The organism is Aquitalea magnusonii, assembly GCF_003202035.1.
Lineage (GTDB): Bacteria > Pseudomonadota > Gammaproteobacteria > Burkholderiales > Chromobacteriaceae > Aquitalea > Aquitalea magnusonii.
Window position 1 is genome coordinate 1 of the sequence record NZ_QJKC01000020.1, and the last position, 16,501, is coordinate 16,501.

Annotated in this window: 21 protein-coding genes; 2 read left to right on the top strand and 19 right to left on the bottom strand. The window is 60.3% G+C overall.

Features of this window, described 5'->3' with window-relative positions:
- From DFR38_RS17380 to DFR38_RS17415, 8 genes are all read right to left on the bottom strand, one after another.
- Positions 1–794: hypothetical protein (locus DFR38_RS17380; protein ID WP_211310779.1), on the bottom strand; the 794-nt coding region annotated here is incomplete at its 3' end.
- 62 nt (positions 795–856) lie between these two features.
- Positions 857–2,260, bottom strand: coding sequence for a phage head spike fiber domain-containing protein (locus DFR38_RS17385; RefSeq protein WP_059284921.1), 1,404 nt, complete (start codon positions 2,258–2,260; stop codon positions 857–859).
- Between the two features lies 1 nt (position 2,261).
- A complete protein-coding gene (locus DFR38_RS17390; protein ID WP_059284920.1) occupies positions 2,262–3,389 on the bottom strand; it encodes a baseplate J/gp47 family protein in 1,128 nt (375 codons plus the stop codon).
- Between the two features lie 3 nt (positions 3,390–3,392).
- The gene (locus tag DFR38_RS17395) at positions 3,393–3,758 is read right to left on the bottom strand and encodes a hypothetical protein (RefSeq protein ID WP_059284919.1); all 366 of its coding nucleotides are present in this window, start codon (positions 3,756–3,758) and stop codon (positions 3,393–3,395) included.
- 8 nt (positions 3,759–3,766) lie between these two features.
- Positions 3,767–4,420 carry a phage baseplate assembly protein V gene (locus DFR38_RS17400; RefSeq protein WP_204377417.1) on the bottom strand — a complete coding sequence of 218 codons (654 nt, stop codon included), beginning with the start codon at positions 4,418–4,420 and terminating at the stop codon, positions 3,767–3,769.
- Positions 4,420–5,517, bottom strand: coding sequence for a phage late control D family protein (locus DFR38_RS17405; protein ID WP_146216008.1), 1,098 nt, complete (start codon positions 5,515–5,517; stop codon positions 4,420–4,422). The genes DFR38_RS17400 and DFR38_RS17405 overlap by 1 nt, the downstream gene beginning before the upstream one ends.
- Positions 5,514–6,683: a LysM peptidoglycan-binding domain-containing protein gene (locus DFR38_RS17410; protein WP_110313687.1), complete on the bottom strand. Its 1,170-nt coding sequence runs from the start codon at positions 6,681–6,683 to the stop codon at positions 5,514–5,516. The genes DFR38_RS17405 and DFR38_RS17410 overlap by 4 nt, the downstream gene beginning before the upstream one ends.
- A gap of 2 nt (positions 6,684–6,685) precedes the next feature.
- Entirely contained in the window at positions 6,686–8,656 is a 1,971-nt protein-coding gene (locus DFR38_RS17415) for a hypothetical protein (protein ID WP_059284914.1), read from the bottom strand.
- Here DFR38_RS17415 and DFR38_RS17420 point away from each other — a divergent pair.
- Positions 8,655–8,876: a hypothetical protein gene (locus tag DFR38_RS17420; RefSeq protein ID WP_059284913.1), complete on the top strand. Its 222-nt coding sequence runs from the start codon at positions 8,655–8,657 to the stop codon at positions 8,874–8,876. The genes DFR38_RS17415 and DFR38_RS17420 overlap by 2 nt on opposite strands.
- Positions 8,873–9,265: a hypothetical protein gene (locus tag DFR38_RS17425; RefSeq protein WP_059284912.1), complete on the top strand. Its 393-nt coding sequence runs from the start codon at positions 8,873–8,875 to the stop codon at positions 9,263–9,265. The genes DFR38_RS17420 and DFR38_RS17425 overlap by 4 nt, the downstream gene beginning before the upstream one ends.
- 3 nt (positions 9,266–9,268) lie before the next feature.
- Here the strand turns inward: DFR38_RS17425 and DFR38_RS17430 are convergent, their stop codons facing one another.
- The 11 genes from DFR38_RS17430 to DFR38_RS17475 all read right to left on the bottom strand — a co-directional run bounded on the left by DFR38_RS17430 (position 9,269) and on the right by DFR38_RS17475 (position 16,435).
- On the bottom strand, positions 9,269–9,766 hold the full coding sequence (locus DFR38_RS17430; RefSeq protein WP_110313689.1) for a hypothetical protein: 498 nt from the start codon (positions 9,764–9,766) through the stop codon (positions 9,269–9,271).
- Positions 9,767–9,949: 183 nt separating this feature from the next.
- Positions 9,950–10,333, bottom strand: coding sequence for a hypothetical protein (locus DFR38_RS17435; protein ID WP_059284910.1), 384 nt, complete (start codon positions 10,331–10,333; stop codon positions 9,950–9,952).
- Positions 10,334–10,765 carry a hypothetical protein gene (locus DFR38_RS17440; RefSeq protein ID WP_059284909.1) on the bottom strand — a complete coding sequence of 144 codons (432 nt, stop codon included), beginning with the start codon at positions 10,763–10,765 and terminating at the stop codon, positions 10,334–10,336.
- 61 nt (positions 10,766–10,826) lie between these two features.
- Entirely contained in the window at positions 10,827–12,380 is a 1,554-nt protein-coding gene (locus DFR38_RS17445) for a phage tail protein (protein WP_059284908.1), read from the bottom strand.
- A 69-nt stretch (positions 12,381–12,449) separates the two neighbouring features.
- A complete protein-coding gene (locus tag DFR38_RS21285) occupies positions 12,450–12,614 on the bottom strand; it encodes a hypothetical protein (protein WP_158527755.1) in 165 nt (54 codons plus the stop codon).
- 8 nt (positions 12,615–12,622) lie between these two features.
- Positions 12,623–13,450 (bottom strand): hypothetical protein, encoded by an 828-nt coding sequence (locus tag DFR38_RS17450; protein WP_110313690.1) that lies wholly within the window; start codon positions 13,448–13,450, stop codon positions 12,623–12,625.
- Position 13,451: 1 nt separating this feature from the next.
- The gene (locus tag DFR38_RS17455; RefSeq protein WP_059284906.1) at positions 13,452–14,093 is read right to left on the bottom strand and encodes a hypothetical protein; all 642 of its coding nucleotides are present in this window, start codon (positions 14,091–14,093) and stop codon (positions 13,452–13,454) included.
- Positions 14,093–14,353 (bottom strand): hypothetical protein, encoded by a 261-nt coding sequence (locus DFR38_RS17460; RefSeq protein WP_110313691.1) that lies wholly within the window; start codon positions 14,351–14,353, stop codon positions 14,093–14,095. Before DFR38_RS17460 ends, DFR38_RS17455 begins: the two co-directional genes overlap by 1 nt.
- Position 14,354: 1 nt before the next feature.
- The gene (locus DFR38_RS17465; protein ID WP_059284904.1) at positions 14,355–14,738 is read right to left on the bottom strand and encodes a hypothetical protein; all 384 of its coding nucleotides are present in this window, start codon (positions 14,736–14,738) and stop codon (positions 14,355–14,357) included.
- A gap of 3 nt (positions 14,739–14,741) precedes the next feature.
- Complete coding sequence (locus DFR38_RS17470; protein WP_146216009.1) at positions 14,742–15,020, bottom strand: hypothetical protein; 279 nt, start codon at positions 15,018–15,020, stop codon at positions 14,742–14,744.
- Between the two features lie 56 nt (positions 15,021–15,076).
- Positions 15,077–16,435 carry a hypothetical protein gene (locus tag DFR38_RS17475; RefSeq protein WP_059284902.1) on the bottom strand — a complete coding sequence of 453 codons (1,359 nt, stop codon included), beginning with the start codon at positions 16,433–16,435 and terminating at the stop codon, positions 15,077–15,079.
- Between the last annotated feature and the right edge of the window lie 66 nt (positions 16,436–16,501).

Below are 16,501 nucleotides of genomic sequence, written 5' to 3' on the forward strand. Positions count from 1 at the left end.
CTGCCAGTTGTGCCGGCGGTCGGGAATGTGACGTTGAAGCGCTGCGGCGATGCGTACGCCTGAATTGCCGGCGACGGTGTCAGGGTATAAGCCGGGGCAGTGCCCGCAGCAGCGAATGCAGTACCGGTTTGCGCCTGGATCTGCGCCATCGTCGGCAAATTGATAAACGGCGCGGCCGCATACTGGCTGATGTTGCCTGCGGTGATCTGGGTTTGCCCGTAGGCCACTGTCACCACGTATAGCCCGACGTTGCCGGAGTCCGGCGCCGGCGTAGCTTGGCTGCCGGTAGTCGCTGCGATCCCAGCCTTGGCGGATACAACAGCCAGACCCTTTCGGGTGGTGTATTGCGCCTGGCCATTATTGCCCGATCCACTCCACGGCTGCGTCGGATTTGTGCTGTTGTAGTAAGGCAGCGCGACGGCGTTGGCATCCTGATCTTGGTAAGCGGCTTGGATCAGGTAGTTGACCGAGTAGCCGCTAGTGGTCGGTGCGGTGAGTGTCAGCAGTTGCGAGTCCAGCGCAATGCCTTGCTTGAGAATCGAGTGTGTGGTGTCGGCCGCAAGCGAGCTGTAGGCCGTGGCATCAATGTTAGCCATGGCATAGATCTCACCCGGAGCAACATTGATCTGCAACGATGCCGGTGCGGTCGGAGTGACGGCGAAACCGTTGACGATTGTTCCGGTTCCGAAGATGGCTGCGGCCAGCTTAGACAGGGCGACCATCATGTTTTTGTTGGTGTTGAGGATGTCCGTCTCGAGCGGAATGGCGCCCGGGTAAACGATCTGGCGATCCATGAAGGCTCCAAATAAAAATGGCCGCACAGGGCGGCCATTGGTCGGTGGAATGGTTGGTATTTCTAGCTGGAAATGCGCATCCAGATCTGTGTAGCAACTGGTCGAACTGCATCGACGGCGGCGAAAAGGTCTGCATCGGTTACTGCTGCAAGCTGCGACAGGGATGCGTAGTCGGCTTGCGATCCCTGCCCGTACCCGCCGGTCGATGATCCGTAGCCGGCAATATTGGGGAATCCTTGACTCTGCGAGCGATATGCAGTCACCAGAGCCTGGTATGGCATTGACAGTGAACCGTAGCCACCAGCTGCCCCGTATGCGACTAGCCCCGTCATGCTTAGATTTCTGATCGAAAAGCTGGTTGCAATGCCGTCAGCGGTGGCGAACTGCTGAAAACTCGACGAAACAGCATTCCCCGTACTGGCTCCGACCCCGCTGCCGGACCACAAAATAGGCGTGCCGGCGGCAGGCGGGCTGCTGAATGTGATCAGCCCGTTGCTGCCCTGGGTGTAGTCAGTGGTCGTTACCGCGGCTGTAGTTGTCTGAATATTCGACGTCGCCGTACTTCCAATTTCTAGCTGCGCCCGAAAAATCCAGTATGTCTGCAAAGCTACAGTATCCGTCACGCCAACGTAGTAAGTCTGGGTCATTGCAGGCGTGTAAGTCACGGAATACCTACAAAACACCGTAGATGCCGGTATCGCTGCACTTGCTACCGTTCCGGTTGTTGCCGGCGAATTTCGGATAACTAAATTTGCGGCGGCGGCAGGACTAAGAACCCAGGCTGAAAATGTATATGTTATCCCTGCCGTTAGCGTAATTGCTTGGCCTACGCCTGATCCGCCTACCGTTGCTACTACTTTTGATGAACCACTGTTATCCGGAGCTGCGTATGTAGTATCGCCATCCACAACAGTAGCTGCGCCGCCCCATCTTGCGGCAGCCCAGGCCGCGTTGCTGAATGCGTTGGAAAAGAGTAGGAAATTCGTCCGCGGCGTGCTGTACTGCAGCTCATTCCCGTTCCAAGTGGTTTTGTAAATCTGCGGCCCGGCTGCGAAATTGACTATCTCAGTTGCCCCGTATGCGCCCGTATCCGCCGGGCGGCGCGGCTCGAAGATCAGCGGCGCACGCCCAGTCAGATCAGTCAGCACTTTTGTAATCGCATAGCGCGTGCCACGCTCACGTACCAAGTTGATCAGGATCCGATTGCGGTAGCTCGCGTCAGACATTCCGTTACCACGCGGCAGGCTAGTGCCGAAGAAATCGAACGCGATCATGTCGAGCCAGCCGTCAGAAGCCGACTTGATGCGCGTCTGCAGCTGCGCGTACAGGTAAAGCGAGAATACCCAGGCCAGCGCCTGCGCCATCCCCCATATCATTGCGTCCAGCACCGGATTGCTGTCGCCAAACCAGGGGGGCAACAGAGCTTTTAGCCGGCCGAACATGTCTTGTTGATCACCTGTCGCCATGTCAGCTCACCGTGAGGGCGCCGGCGCGGATCACCTGCCGGCTGGTTGCAGCGAGGTCGGAAGTGCCACCGTTCAAGGTCACCGCCGACACGTTCAGCACGTAGGGGCTGGCACCGTAGGCCACTGCCGCAAGCTGAGTGAACGGCAGCAGCTGGCCGAGCTTCAGCCCGGCGATGTAGGTCTGCAGAGCTGAAGCTACCAGCGCGACCACCGCCGCACGCGTGGCAGCAGGATCAACGGTCAGCGTCATCGCGACGTTGGCTGTGACAATCTGCGGGCCGAACACGCCATAGCTCACCGTAAACGGCCGCACCGCTTCAATCGCATTCGCGGCTGACGCCAGGAAAGTGCTGGATGGGCTGCCACTGCCGTCGTCGATTACCGCGGTGAAGTAGCCGGCCACGGCGTTGCCGTTGATGTCCTGGTTCTCGGTCAGCGTGTAGCTGACGCCCTGCTGCAGGCTGGTAATGGCGTAGGCGATGGCTGCCTTGGTCGATTTCGACAGCGATGCGATCCACAGCACGAAACGAGCCCGGAAGGCGGCATCGGTTTCAGGGTCGGTGCCATTCGCGAAAGCGTTGGTATTGGTGACCGTGTCGATACCGGGCAGCGCGCCCGTGATCTGCGTCACGGCACCGGCCAGCGCGTTGCCGGCCGCCCCTGCAGTATTGGCTTGCACCGGCACGGTGATGCTGGACACGCCAACGGCCACAACGTAACCGCCGAACGCGGCGCTATAGGCGGGGTTCGTGGTGTCCACGATCACGCTGAACTGCTGCGTGCCATCCGCTGTCTGCACTACCGTGCCGACGGGCACCACGGCCTGCCCGGTAGAGGAGAACCGGGCAAAGGTCACGAGGCCGGTAGACTGCACGGCCGACAGCCTGATAAAGCCGAAATCGCCCATCCAGCTATCGAGGTCTGCGCCCGCGCTGGTTGCGGCCCGGGTGGTGGCCAGCAAAGTGACGATCAGCTGCTGCAGCCACTGCACCACGCTGGAATTGCTTTCGGCCACGGCGCGGATGAGCGAGCCGATGGTTGCGTCCACCAGCCCGGCGGCGCGCGCCTGAATGGCCGTTACATGGTCACGCACCAAGATTGGCCACGTTTTGATGTTCATGGTTGCCATGGGTTACCTGTTCACGTCGAAAGCCAGCACTGCCGGGGTGCCGGTGGGGGCGTCGATATAGCTGATCTGCACCGATACGCCGTTGTTGATCGGCGTCACATCGACCTGAGCGGCCGGCTTGCGTGCCACGGCGGCCTCCATGGCCAGTTGCGAGCGGATCAGCGCCGTTATCCCCGGTACGTCCACCACATCACCGACAAAGCGGCCAAGGCCGGCGCCGTAGTCGGGGTGGTGGATGTAGTCGCCAGGGTTTGTCATGAGTCGGCGCAGGATGCGCTGGCGCCCCTTGTCGACACCCGTGACCGGCATCAGGTCGCCAGTGGGCGAGGTGGACAGGTCGCCGCCTATGAAGTGGTAGAGATCGTTCATCGGGTTTCTCAGGTCGGCGGATTGGTATTGCTACCGGTACCGTTTTCGCGGTGGGTATGACCCTTGCCGCTCTTGCCGGCTGCTATCACGTCGGTGTCGCCGGTGATCGTGCCGGTAGAGTGCATGTCACCGGTCACTTGCATGGCCGCGCCGGTACCACCCTGGATGGCCATGCCACCGTTGCCGGCAATCTGCTGGGTTACCTGCAGGGTGTTGTCCATCACAACCGGTCCGATGAAGTGGTGCTGGGTGGCGGTGTACTGCATCGTGGCCGCAGCCGTGATCTCGACCGTGCCGTCATTGTGGAACTTCAGCAGTGAGCCCGATTGATGCACCAGCCAGAACTCGCCGGCCGGCACCGGCAAAGGCCGCTCCACGTCGTTGAAAAAGCGCATCGAGACCACGCCGGCTTCGGCGCCGCCCTCCTGAAACTCGACTTCAACCATTTCGCCGACGGCAGGGGCGCAGAACATCCCCCAGCCGCTGCCCACCCATGGCGAGCCGAGCGGAATCCAGCCGGTTTCCAGCCCGCTCGGTTGCAGCTGCACTTTCACGCTGAAGGTGTTCGGGTCGTAGCTCGAAATCGTTCCGAGCCGCGTGCCAGCGCGGTCGTCAGCATTGCGCGCCCGCTGGGCCATCGCGTTTTGTATTTGCCTGGTCATCACTGCGCCTGTGTCGAATTGGGATTGTGGTTCTTGGCGGAGAAGCTCATCGTGTAGCCGCTGCTCACATCCAGGTGACGGCGGATCGAATCGACGTAGTAGGGCTGGTCGAACTGGCTACCGGTGCCGGTCATTTCGATCATCACTTCTGGCATCAGCAGGTTGTCGCCAGGCAGCGTGCCGTCCAGCTTCATTTCGTGCTGAATGATCTGCTTGTAGAGGGCCTGCGCCTTCTGTAGCGCCTGCTCATGCGTCAGATTCGGGAAGGTGTAGCGGTAGACCTGTGCCTTTGGCTTCGCCTGGCCAGCGCGCGCGCCGCCCACGCTCTTGGTGACCTTCGGGTAGCTGACCTGAAAGCCCTTCTTTTGCTTGGCGTTGAAGCTGTGCACCTCGACCACGACGCCCTTGGAAACCGTCAGGGTGCGCTCAAATTTGAGGTCGGCCACGTTCGACACCGGTCCCGTGACCAGCTCTTGCCAGTCGACCTGGTAGCGGTCAGCGGTCGCCGGGCTTGGCATCGGCTCGAAGTGCAGCTCGATGCCGCGCACGAAGCAGACAAATTCCTCGCGCTGGGCGAGGTAGAACAGCAACTCCCACTCGCTCTGCTCGTCCTGCATTTGCACATGGTCGATCTGGTAATACGAGCCTGCCTTTGCACTGGTCGGCGTCACCACCGGTGTCAAGCCATGTTTTTGCGCGATCTTTGTGGCGATCTGGCTGGCCGTCAGGTTGCGGTAATGCTCTGTCGTGCGGTCATCAATCAGAACAGCAGTAAGGTCGCGTCCCTCAAGCTCAACCGTTCTGGCTACCGGGTCGAAGCGGATGGAGTCGGCATTGCCCAGAATGAACGGCACCATCCCGTTGCCGTCATCCAGCTCAATCTGCACCCGAAACTGCAACTGGGAAGCGAACCAGGCCAGGTCATAGTCGGGAGGCAGCAGCGAAATGGCGAACAATGCGCGGAACGTGTCAGCGCTGTGGAAGCTGTTGTTTTCCACCTCCAGGCTGATCCAGCCCGCCACTTCGCGCCCGTTCAAAAGACAACGCCCGCGTGGGGCGCGGGCGTATGGCTGAATCGGTAGCGTATTGAGGATCATGTGACGGTAGTTCCTGTGGTTCCGGTGAATGCACTCTGGGTGGAGCTGCCGGCCGGCGGCGCATCCGGAACGATGATCGTGTTCATACCATCCAGCTGGGGGTCGGCCATGCCGTTGGCCTCAGCGATATAAGGCCACAGCGTACTATCGCCGTACTGGTCAGAAGCTATCTGGTAGAGCGTTCCTCCCGCCTGCGTCACAGTGCGCGCCCCTTGGCCGAAGGTGCCAGCCGCGTTGCCGGTGGCGCCCGCCGCACTCTTCACGGCTTGAGCAAAGCGCGGCATGGCCGACAGGTTCGCCTGCGTGCGTCCGACCACCTCTTGCAGCCGGTACAGCACCGGCAGCTGGTTGATGGTGTTGACCTGTTGGGATAGCCGGCCAACGGCAGCAGCAACCGGATTGCCTGGCACAAGGCCGCCAAGCGTCGTGATCTTCACCAGCGCCGCTTCGGTGCGCAGGATTGCCCCCTGAACGGCCTGCTGCGCCTGCACGATCGGCTGGATGATGGCCTGCACTTGCTGCACCGTCGCCGTGGCGAAATCCTGCACCTGGTTGATTGCGTCCTGCACAGTGCTGATGGCCGACTGGATGCCTGAGTCGCCGGACTGCTCGGCCAGGTCGCCGGCATCGTTCATGTCGTCGTTTATCTGCTGGTTCAGATCGTCGGAAGGCGGATCCTGCGGCACGTCGGTCGCGGCCAGCACAGCACATGTCAGCGTGTAGTCGATGTGCGCGTGGTCGTGGTAGGTGCTTTCATAGGCCTCGATCACCGTGCGGAAGGCATATTCGTCCCATGTGAGCACGACCTCCTGCGCATCCAGCAGCATCTGGCTCAGGATTTTGTCCCGCGCAACAGCATCAAGACCCTCCAGCCGGCCGGTCCACCCGATCGGCTCGTAGAACGCGCCCATCGTATCGATCACCCGCGTGCCACCGACCAGGTCATGCTGAGCCAGCTTCTGTTTCAGCATGACCCGAATGGATTGGGGCAGTTCGAGGTCGGTGAACTCCACGTCTCCCAGCTTCAGCCGGGTCTTGCCGAGGATGTCGTCCGGCTCTTGGTGCGCCGGCCCCATGATGCCGCCGCCGATGCCATTGGCGAACTGCGTCACAGCATCAGCGCCGCTTTGGATCGCGCCGGTAATCGAATCGAGAGAGAAGTCCATGGTCAATATCCAGCGCGCGCCAGCGTGGGCGCATAAGTGGCCGTAACAGACGGGTCAGGGCCCATCGTGCCGGACGGTGGTTTGTTCAGCTCCCGGCCCTGGTACTTGCTGACCGCCTCGCCGATCTTGCGGCCGTCAAGGTTGATCTGGGTGGTGACCTGCAGCGGCTGGGCAGATCTGCCCGGCACCGCAGGCTGATAACCACGGCCCTCGTTGGAATACGAAGCCTTCGGCGTATTCCAATCGTCAGCAAAGTGCATCTTGCTGATCTGCATCGCAGTGGGAAGTATCTTGTTCAGCCCAGAGATCAGCAGGTTGAAAAGCGTTTGCCAGCCCTGCAGGTACCAGCCGACGAAGGTATGGAAGCCAGACTTGATGCCGCTCCACAGCGCTGCCATGTTGTCGGTGATCCAGTTCCACACAGCCAGCAGCTTCGGCTTGACCGTATCCCAGTTTTTCCAGAGCAGGTAAGCCGCCACCCCGATGCCGGTGATTGTGATGCCGATCGGATTCAGGAACAGCGCGCGCCCGACAAACATCAGGGCCGCGCCAATTCCAGAGAAAACCGACGCAATCATCGGGCCAAGACCAAGCAGCTTGATGATGCCGGCCGCCATGAGTCCGCGGCCGAGCAGATCAAGGCCAATGCCCAGCGTACCGAATCCGATCACCAGAGCCTGCAATTTGTTCGGGTGATGCTCCATCCATTGCGCCAGGCCACCCAACCAGTCGGCAAACTTGATAGCCAGTGGGATTAGCTTCGGGAGGATCTCGTAGCCAATCCTGGCTTGCACGTTCTCCCATTGCGAATGCAAGGCCTGCTGCGCAAGCTGCGGGTTGGTCTTCAGTAGTCTCTGATACGACTCATAACTGGATGGACCACTTTCGATCAGCTTACGGTCGCGCTCAAATTGAGCCGCCTTGTTGACTAGCGTTTGCAAGCCGAATGCCTTCATCCGGTCCTTGGTCAATGCGTAGAAGGCATCCGTCTCGCTCAGGTGCTTGGTGGCCATGAGGTGCTTGATGGCCGGCGCCACGTACTTCTGGGCCCAGGTATATGGGTTTTCGGCAAACTCGTCCGAACCAAGGATGCCGCCCGGTAGGATTTTCGAGGTAGTGCGGTTGTGCTTGTCCGCAACGACAGATCCTTTTTTGAGCAGGCCGGCATCCTGCCAGTTGGCGATCAGCTCCTTGGGAATCTGCCGCCCGGCTACCAGAGCATACATCGAGGCGATGACGTTACCGGCCGAGCTTGCGCCGCCGTGACCCGTCTTCATTTCCTGAATCAGGGTTGGCAGGTACTTGTACTTGAAGTCATCGGACATGTATGGCGCCGCGGCGCGCGAATACTTGAGCGCCTGGTGGAAGTCTTGCACGGTCAGCGTTCCGCCGAATTGCATCAGGGCCTTGCTCATCATTTCGGATTGCTTGAGCAGGCTCTCCTTCGTGACGGCACCCTTTGTGCCTAGCTCGATTGCTTTCACCATGTCGAACGCGACACCGTGCTGCTCTTTGCCCGTCAAAGCCTCCATGATGGCCTTGGTGCGCTGCACTTGCGGTAGCACGGCATAGGCCTCGTCCATGTGGTCCTTGCCGAATACAGAACGCAACTCACGAATGGCCGTCATATTTTGCGAAGCGCTTGAGGTGATGACCTCCTTGGAGGTTGCCCAGGCTGAGCTGGTGGCCTTAGCAATCTCTAGGTGCGACATGCCGGCCGCGTTCATTAGCGAAAGCTGGCGCGTGTATTCCTTGCTGGTTTCCACCGTCTTGCCGAGAAAGCCGAGCATGCCGTCGCCGATATGCTTCATGCCCCAACCGACACCGATCATCTTCAGCGCCGTAAACTTGTCCTGCAGGTTTACAACGTTTTTTTCCAGCCCGGTCAAATCTTTTGCGATCAGTTGCAGGCCCGAGCTAACCATATTGGTTAAACTGAGCTTGATGGCAACACTATAGGCTTCGAATGCCATGAAATACCCTTTACGTTTCCGCGCCCAAGAGTGGCTTGCCGAACGGGTTTCGTGGGTCCAGTACCCGCGTCAGCAGTTCATCCACCAAAAGCAAAAGCCAGCCTCGACCGGAAGCTTGCTTGATGCGATATGCAAGTGGGCCTTCTTTACCTACGCCATGGCGTGGATATGGGGACCTGTCATTGTTGTGCTGTTTATCTTGATGGTCGTGTATCTGTGAAGAATTCCCTTATTGCGGCATGCGCCGCCACGGCAGTGGTTGCAACCACCATTCCCTCCCATGCGGAAGAGGCTAGATGGTCTGTTTTGTCCAGAGCGCTCGCTGGCATCCCTTCTGTGGCGCACGGCAACGCCCTGGCCGCCATTACAAACTGTGGCATGAAGGTGAAAAAAGCCGATTCCTGGATGGATGACATGCCGGACAAGCCAGGTTGGAAGTTGCTGCAGGTCATGGTCGACTTACCACCCATACCTGGCGACAAAGATCCTTACCCATACAAAGACGTGCTCCTGCGCTGGGAGATAAAGGGGAAAACGGCTATCCCCACATCTGGCACTGCCGAAACTGTTCAGCGCAGCAAAGAGATTCTGCACTGGCGTCGATGCTGATTTTTATACCTCCTGGTCATAGCCGAGTGCTGGATGGATCTGCTCGCCGCCAAGCAGACCAGATAGTGCAGCCCGCCCGATTAATTTCAGCACGAAATCCTTGTTCCTGAATGCCGCAGGCCCCAGAACAGGGCGAGGCGGCATTTTTGAAGTACCGAACTCGTGATAGACCAGGATCCGGCCAGCCTCGGTGTCCCTGGCCCCGATCACAGCCTCAAGGCCGTTGACCTCGTGCGTGATCTCATTGGCCATTGCGCGTGTACGCTCGAGCGGCGAATCGGCAGGGTAGCCGAGCCGGGCTTTTTCCTGCTCGGTTGAGTCGGCCAGTTCGGCCCAGGCCGGGAAGGGGCCGACGGCGGCCTGGTACTGGCCAATTTCGTCTTTGGCGGTTTTCTCAATCCTCACTGCGCAGCGCTCCAGCCCCTTTTGAAGTTCATGTGTGTGTATGGTTGGGAGTGCTGCGAAATGCAACGCCAAGTCGCCCAGGCTCTTAAACTCCATCTTGCTTGCGCTCCTTGAACTTCATCGCGGACCAATCAAACTCGTTGCCTTCGAATGTTGAGAAAAGGATAGACATGGCGGCGCGTTCGATCCTGGTCAGCGCCACTTCTTCCCCAAACGCGACATTGAACGGAACCCCGTTCCTCACCAACCAGCAGCGGTTTTCGAAATCGGGGTTCCTGGCTAGTTTTTTACTGCAGCCTTTTCCGCCTTCTCGGCTTCCTCCTGCTCCTTGGCTTTTGCTTCCATGTGCGCATGAATGGCGCGCAAACCCTCGCGACCCACGGCCGTGATGGCGGCCTCGACCTCCAGTTTGGTCTGCGGGATCACCAAGTGTTCGCCGTCTATCTTTGCAACCAGCACAGCCGGCATCACGTAGCCGAGCATGTAGGCTTGGTTTGCAGCGCCGTCGGCACCGACAGCCAGCACAATGCGGCTTTCCTGCAGAGGGCCGATCTCGCGGAGCTCAAGCGTGCGGCCCTTGCTGTCGACCACGCTATCCACGCTGGCCTGGGCGACGGTGGCCTCAACCTTCTTGTCGTGCACGGTCACTTTCGGGGTTGCCATTTACGCTACCTTCCTGCGGCGCGAAGCCACAAACGAGAGTTTTTGGGAGATGGTGCTGTCGCCAGCCCACTTGCCGGCATCGTCCAGCTTCAGCAGCACGTCTTCGTAGCGCCACTGGGTGACACTGCCGTCCGGCTCCTGAATGGTCTCGGTGATGGTGATCGGCGTTTCCGGCAAGCCGGCGAAGTAGTTCTCTTCCAGCGAGGCGAAGTAGTCGTCGATCGCGCTGTTCATGCGCTCGGCCTCGAACGAGCCGCTCCAGCCGTCGAAGAAGCGCTGGTGGCGGGTCTGGCCGTTGATCAGCTTGATCTTCTTCTCCTGCACGTCCTGCTTGCTGGAAAAGTCCTTCAGCCCGGGGATGCGCAGCGGGCCGGCGGCCGTGATGAAGTCCAGCGAGACATCGCGCCCGGTCGAAAATTGTCCTTGGGACATGGTTTAGTCTCCAGAAATGACGAAACCCCGCACTATGGCGAGGCTTCGCTGTAGGGGTGGATCAGCGCGGCTTGCTGCTGACTTGCACGGTGACGGTCTGGCCGCCTTCCAGGTTGACCAGAAAGTAGAAGATCACCGACAGATACTTCACCTGCACGTCGGCCTGCATGTAGCCAGCGGCCACGCGAGCGTCGGGGTTGTTTTCGGCATTCAGCTGCACGCTGAAAGCGGGGCCGCCGTTCACATCGCCGATCATTTTCTGCTGCTGGAGCGTCAACAGGAACGACTCGATCGCGCTCTTGGCTTCACGGCGCAGGTCCATGGTCTGGTTCTGGCCGATCACGTAGCCGAACGCACTGGCCAGCGTCAGCGCCAGAAAGTTCGTCATGCGCGTGTAGTTGTCGCCGTTGCGAGTCGGGTCGCTCGAACTGTTGCGGCCAGTCTGGCCGGCGTAGTAGCTGCCGCCCGGGGACGGGTTGCTGATCACGTCCAGGCGCGCGCCGACAATAGCGCCGATCTCCGCACCGCTGTACGGCTGGTTCTGTGCCACGCGCTGGGTGCCGGTGATATTGCCGAGGCGCTTGTTCAGCGTCGACACGTGCGGCGCCTGTGCTGCACATTGCGCAGCCAGGAACGTGGCTGGTGCCAGCAGGCGGTTCTGAGTGTTGACGGTGTCGTTCCAGTACACCCAGTCGCCCACCAGTACCTTCATGTGCCAATCGTCGACGCCGGCCGTGTTCAGGCTGGTGGAAACGGTAGAGTACGAAGCACCGACGGGGCCTTGCGTGAAACCGTACACACCTTCGCCGGACGCGAAGGTCGAAATGTTCGGCCACTGCGTCGAGTCGGTCAGATCCACCAGATTGAGTACCTGGACACCGGTGCCGCGCAGTGCGTACATCCCCTTGCGGGCGGTGCTGGTGCCGTCTACGCCCACCAGCGTGGAATCGGTCACGCCGCCTGCGCCGTCGGTGCCACCGGCGAAAGTGTAGGTGTTGGTGGTGTTGGGCGCAGTGATGGACGTGCCGATGGTTGCGACCGCCAGTTGCGAGGGGCCACGGATACCGCTCAAGCCGTTGTTGACCGCGCTCACCAGGTTGGCCCAGAAGGTGGCTCCGCTGCCGCTGATGCCGTCAAACACTTCCGGGGTGAAGTTCGGCCGCAGAATGGTCAGCTTGAAGGTGTTTTGCTGGGTGCCCGCGGTGATCGTTGCCTGCAGCGTGTTGCCGACCGTGCCGGTATAGATGGCAGTCAGTGTTGCGCCGGTTACCGGCGTGCCCAGCGTATCCTTGAGCGCCACGCTGGCAGCTACGTCAGTGCCGTCAGTCACGCGCACAATGCGCTGGTTGGCTGCGCCGAGCTGCAGGCCGATGGCGATGGCGGTGGCCAGGTCGTACTTGCGCACCTGCTGAACACCGAAAAAGTTCTGTGCATCGGTCGGGCTGCCCACCAGGGTCGCGCTATTGACCGGACCCCACGATGCCACGCCCACCTGGCCGTAAACGTCAGTCGGCACGCCGTTGATGATCCGGGTGCGCGGTGGCACCACCTGCACGTACAGGCCCGGCGTTTGCAGCGCTGCAGTGTTGATTTGTCCCAGCTGATAGATGGGCATTCGTGTCTCCAAAAATGAGAAGACCCGGCAATGGCCGGGTCATCGGGGGAGCGGGAAGCTGTCTGGTGCTTACTGCTGCGCAGCGGACACCTTGTTGACGTGGTGGGCGTTCTCCGACTCGAGAACACGCGCAATCTCGTCGGTATCGCTGATCTGCATGCCGCGCTGGTAATCGCCGAACGGGTGAATGACCACCAGCACGAATGCCGGGGCCGAAGTTTGCTTGTCTGCCATGGGGTTCCTCATACGGTACGGGACGCCGATCCGGCGCCGGATGGTGTGATGTTTTCGATGCCGGCCAGCACCTGCGCGGCCTGTGCTTGTTTGGTTACGGCGTATTCCACTGTGACGAAGATATCGCGCTTGTACAGCCGGGACTTCTGCTTCTCGTCCGAGTCGTGGCCACCGCGATAGATCAGCCGCGCCGCGGTACCGTCGGGCATCTGGAGCCACGCCGTGTCCATCAGTGCCGGGACAATCGCTTGAGCCAGTCCTGAGCGGCGGCCAGGGTCGTCTGCCCAGATTGTGAGCTGGAAGCGCTTCTCGATGCGGCCGATTTCCTGCTGCACCGTTGCGAAGCCGCCGACGCGCGCAATCACGCTGTAGGCGGTCGGAATGGTCAGGATAGAGCCGGTGCTAGTAGCGGCTGGATAATTGCTATGGAGCAAAGTTGCCAGGGCCGCGGCGATGCTGTTGAGCGTGTCCGCCGGCTGCACGGCGTAGGCGTAGGGCTTTCCGTTGACCAGCAGCATTACATTTTGTGGAACCGAGACCGTGCCGGACAGCGCTACCGCGTTGCCAGTCACTGCGGCCGCCAGCGTGACCGAAGCTGGCGTGACGGTGTTCCAGCGCCGCATGAAGCGCGTGGTGTTGCGCTCGGTTTCATGGGCGAACACGCTGATGTGCGCACGTTGCTGTGCGAGGTCTGCCTCCAGCACGTTCGGCACCGGCCAGCCGGGGTATATCTTCACTGGCGTGCCGCTGATGCTGGGAGCTGCTGTGCCATTCGGATAGACAATGCCAGCGGCGAGGCCGGCCAGGGCGTTGAGGACATCGGTAACGTCAGCCATATCACACCTGCGACTGCATGGCGGTGATCCGCCAGCCCATGTCGGTCAATTCGGCGCTGGAAACGGTATAGCGCCGCCCGATGTCATCCGTGATGATGTCGGATGTGCGCAGCACGATACCGGGCCATGCCGGCATCAGGATTGCCCACCATGGCGTCCGGACATCGCCCGGCAGCTTGGCATCGTTCTGCTCACCCTTCGTGCCCTGCAACACGCTGGCCGGCCAGTCGGACATCAGCACCTGCTCGGTGCCAGTCGTATCGCCGCCATAGCCAACCTGGCCGACACCGCTGTCCATGCTGACGCGCAGCACGGAAACCAGTCGCTCAGCCTGAATGCAGTAGATTGGTAGCGTCTTCTGCATTGCCGCAATGAAGAACGTGCCTTGCACGCCAACCAGGATGTCTCCGGGCTGCGTCTGGTTACCGTCAAACAGACCCATCCATGTCGGGTCGCCATATTCATTCGGCTTGCTATAGCGGAAGCCATTGTCAGAGAAGCTGGCTGGGATGGTCTTGATTGCTGCAGCCTGCAGGGGCATGAGTGGCGAAGATGGGCGGTATATCTGACATGGGAAGCCAATACGCTTGGCCGCCTGCCCATAGCCGGTGTAAATCTTGGCCTGAAGGGTTGCACCGTCCATTACTCGTCCTCGCCAGGTAGGAGGTATTCAACCCGAGATGAGATGAAGAGGCGCATGTAATCGCGCTTCAGCACCTCCAGGGCGCCGATCATGCCCATTCGACTTGCAGAATCATCCAGTACGGGGAATTTGTCGAAAAAACAACCGCGTTCATCCTCGATGATGATGGCGAACTGTTTTACGCGCCCCTCCAGGATCATTTGCACCAGGACCCGAACTTCTTCCGGCATTGCATCGACAGGCTGGATGTCACTGTTCACATCACACCACCAGTCTTACAGATCCGCCACTGCCCAAGCCTGGCCCGGGCGGAATGCCCATGAAGGCACACAGTTCGCGGCGATAGTGGGAGAAGAGGGCGACACGGTCGGCCACCTCGTTCGCGTTGTGTTTCCAAACAGCGGCTTGCTCCGTGTCCAGATTGGCGCGCGCCCCCGGCACGTCACTTTCAAGCAGGTAGAGGTTTGCCAGATAGGTGGTGCGGGTTACCGCCTCTTCTTCAGCCAGCATGTTGTTCAGCTTGTACTCCAGAATGCCGTAAGCCGTGCTGAAGCGCGTACCGCTGGCCGGGGTGTACTGCGAGCCGAACATGCCATATCCGCAGAAGCGGCGGACATCGACCTTTTCTGCGGTGGTGAATGCCATGCTTTACTCCGGAATTACGTGTTCAGCGCCGAAATCAACCAGCAGCTTGATTTCGTCAGCATCGGTAACGACCTGGCCAGCCTGCCACATGCGCAGGTTTTTGCTTTCGTCGTAGAAGCCAAAAGGGCAGGTCAGGGCGATCAGCGCGGGCAGTTCGGCCGGCGAGATAGCCTCCTGATCAGTATTGGCCTCCGTGGTGGGAGTGCCGTCAGTTTCGCCAGCACCCTGAAGCAAGTCAGCACCGGGCTCAGCTTGTGCTTTGGGGGGAGTCTTCGTTGCCATATTGGCCTCCGTGGTGGGAGTGGTGGCCCAGCGCATGAGCGCCAGGCCGCTACCAGTTAGCCAGCGTGTTCGATCACGACAGCGCGCTTCAGGTACTGGCTACCTGCGGTCGGGATGATGGTCTGGTTCGCAGTGGCATCAGTCGGTGCGACAAAGCCGCCAATCCAGAACCAGGACTGCGCAACGATCTGTTGCAGGCGGTCCAGCGGGCCACGAGTGACCTGCACCACACCGTCGACAACCTGCACTTCGGAGTTGATGCCCCAGGTTTCGTGGGCCTTCTGCTCCATCCCGGCAAAGTCGCCTTCCACCAGGGCGCCGGGGGCGCACAGAATCGGGCGGCGAGTACGAACAGGGACATTGCTGCCGGCAGCTTGTACCAGCGCTTCAGTGGTGGGAATGAAGTTCACGCCCATCAGCTGGAATACCTTGCCTTGACGGGCTTCCGGCGAGCCGTATTGGCCTTGGTACATCAGCTTGAAGTCCTGGTCAGCGAACAGCTGGCGCATGGACACGTTATCCAGGTAGAAATTGAACATTTCATCCTGCATGCCGGTGTTGTTGCGCAAGGTAGCAACTGCATCCTCGATGGTGCCGAGGGTCAGCACATCGGAAGAAGTCAGGGCGGAAGTGGCAGTAGTCGAACCCTGCGCGCTGCCGCCATACCACTTGCCGTTCGGGCGAACCAGCGCCGGGGCGTTCAGGTGGATGACGGCATTCAGTGCAGTGCCATCGGCTACGGTCACGTTGCCAGAGAAAGTCAGCGTACCGGAGGTGCCACCAAAAGCAGCCACCGACGATACGTTGGAGCCATCCACGGCGACACCGGTCAGGGTGTAGACGTTCGAACCGATCAGCACCTGAGCAGTATTGGTGCCGGATACGGGGACAAACTGGCCATTGACCAGCACGGTAGCGAAGCCGCGCACGTCATCCACGTTAATGGTGGCGGCCGGAGCGCCCAGGGTGGTGCGGACGCGAGTCTGGCCGCCCATGTAAGCGTTGAACAGCGCATTGCGTGCGATGCGATCCAGCGACTGGCGCGCCTGAATACCATTGGTCTGGGCGTTTTTCAGGAACTGATTCGCGATGCCTACCTGAGAGGTGATTACGTTCAGGTCGATGGTATCGGCGTACTGGTTGATGCCCAGCGTGTATTGCTCCACCGTGAACGCGGACGGGGTCAGGCCATTGTCCAGGTTGGTGTTGCTGGATGCGGTCAGCGGGGTGGTGACCGGGGCTTTCAGACCGGTACGGGTCTTGGTGACGGTTTCACCGACGTTGATGGCGACCGGCTCACGGTCGGCCACGGCGCGATAGCCCAGGGCGGAAGTAAGGCCATCATGGAATTCGCGCTCCAGGAAGCCTTGTTGAATGATCGGCTGCAGCGCCGTCGGCATATTCTGAATGGGCATGGTTGCTCCAGTTGAATGAGATGGTTTTCATTCCCCTGGGCGTCTTGCCCCGATGGGAGATGGCTT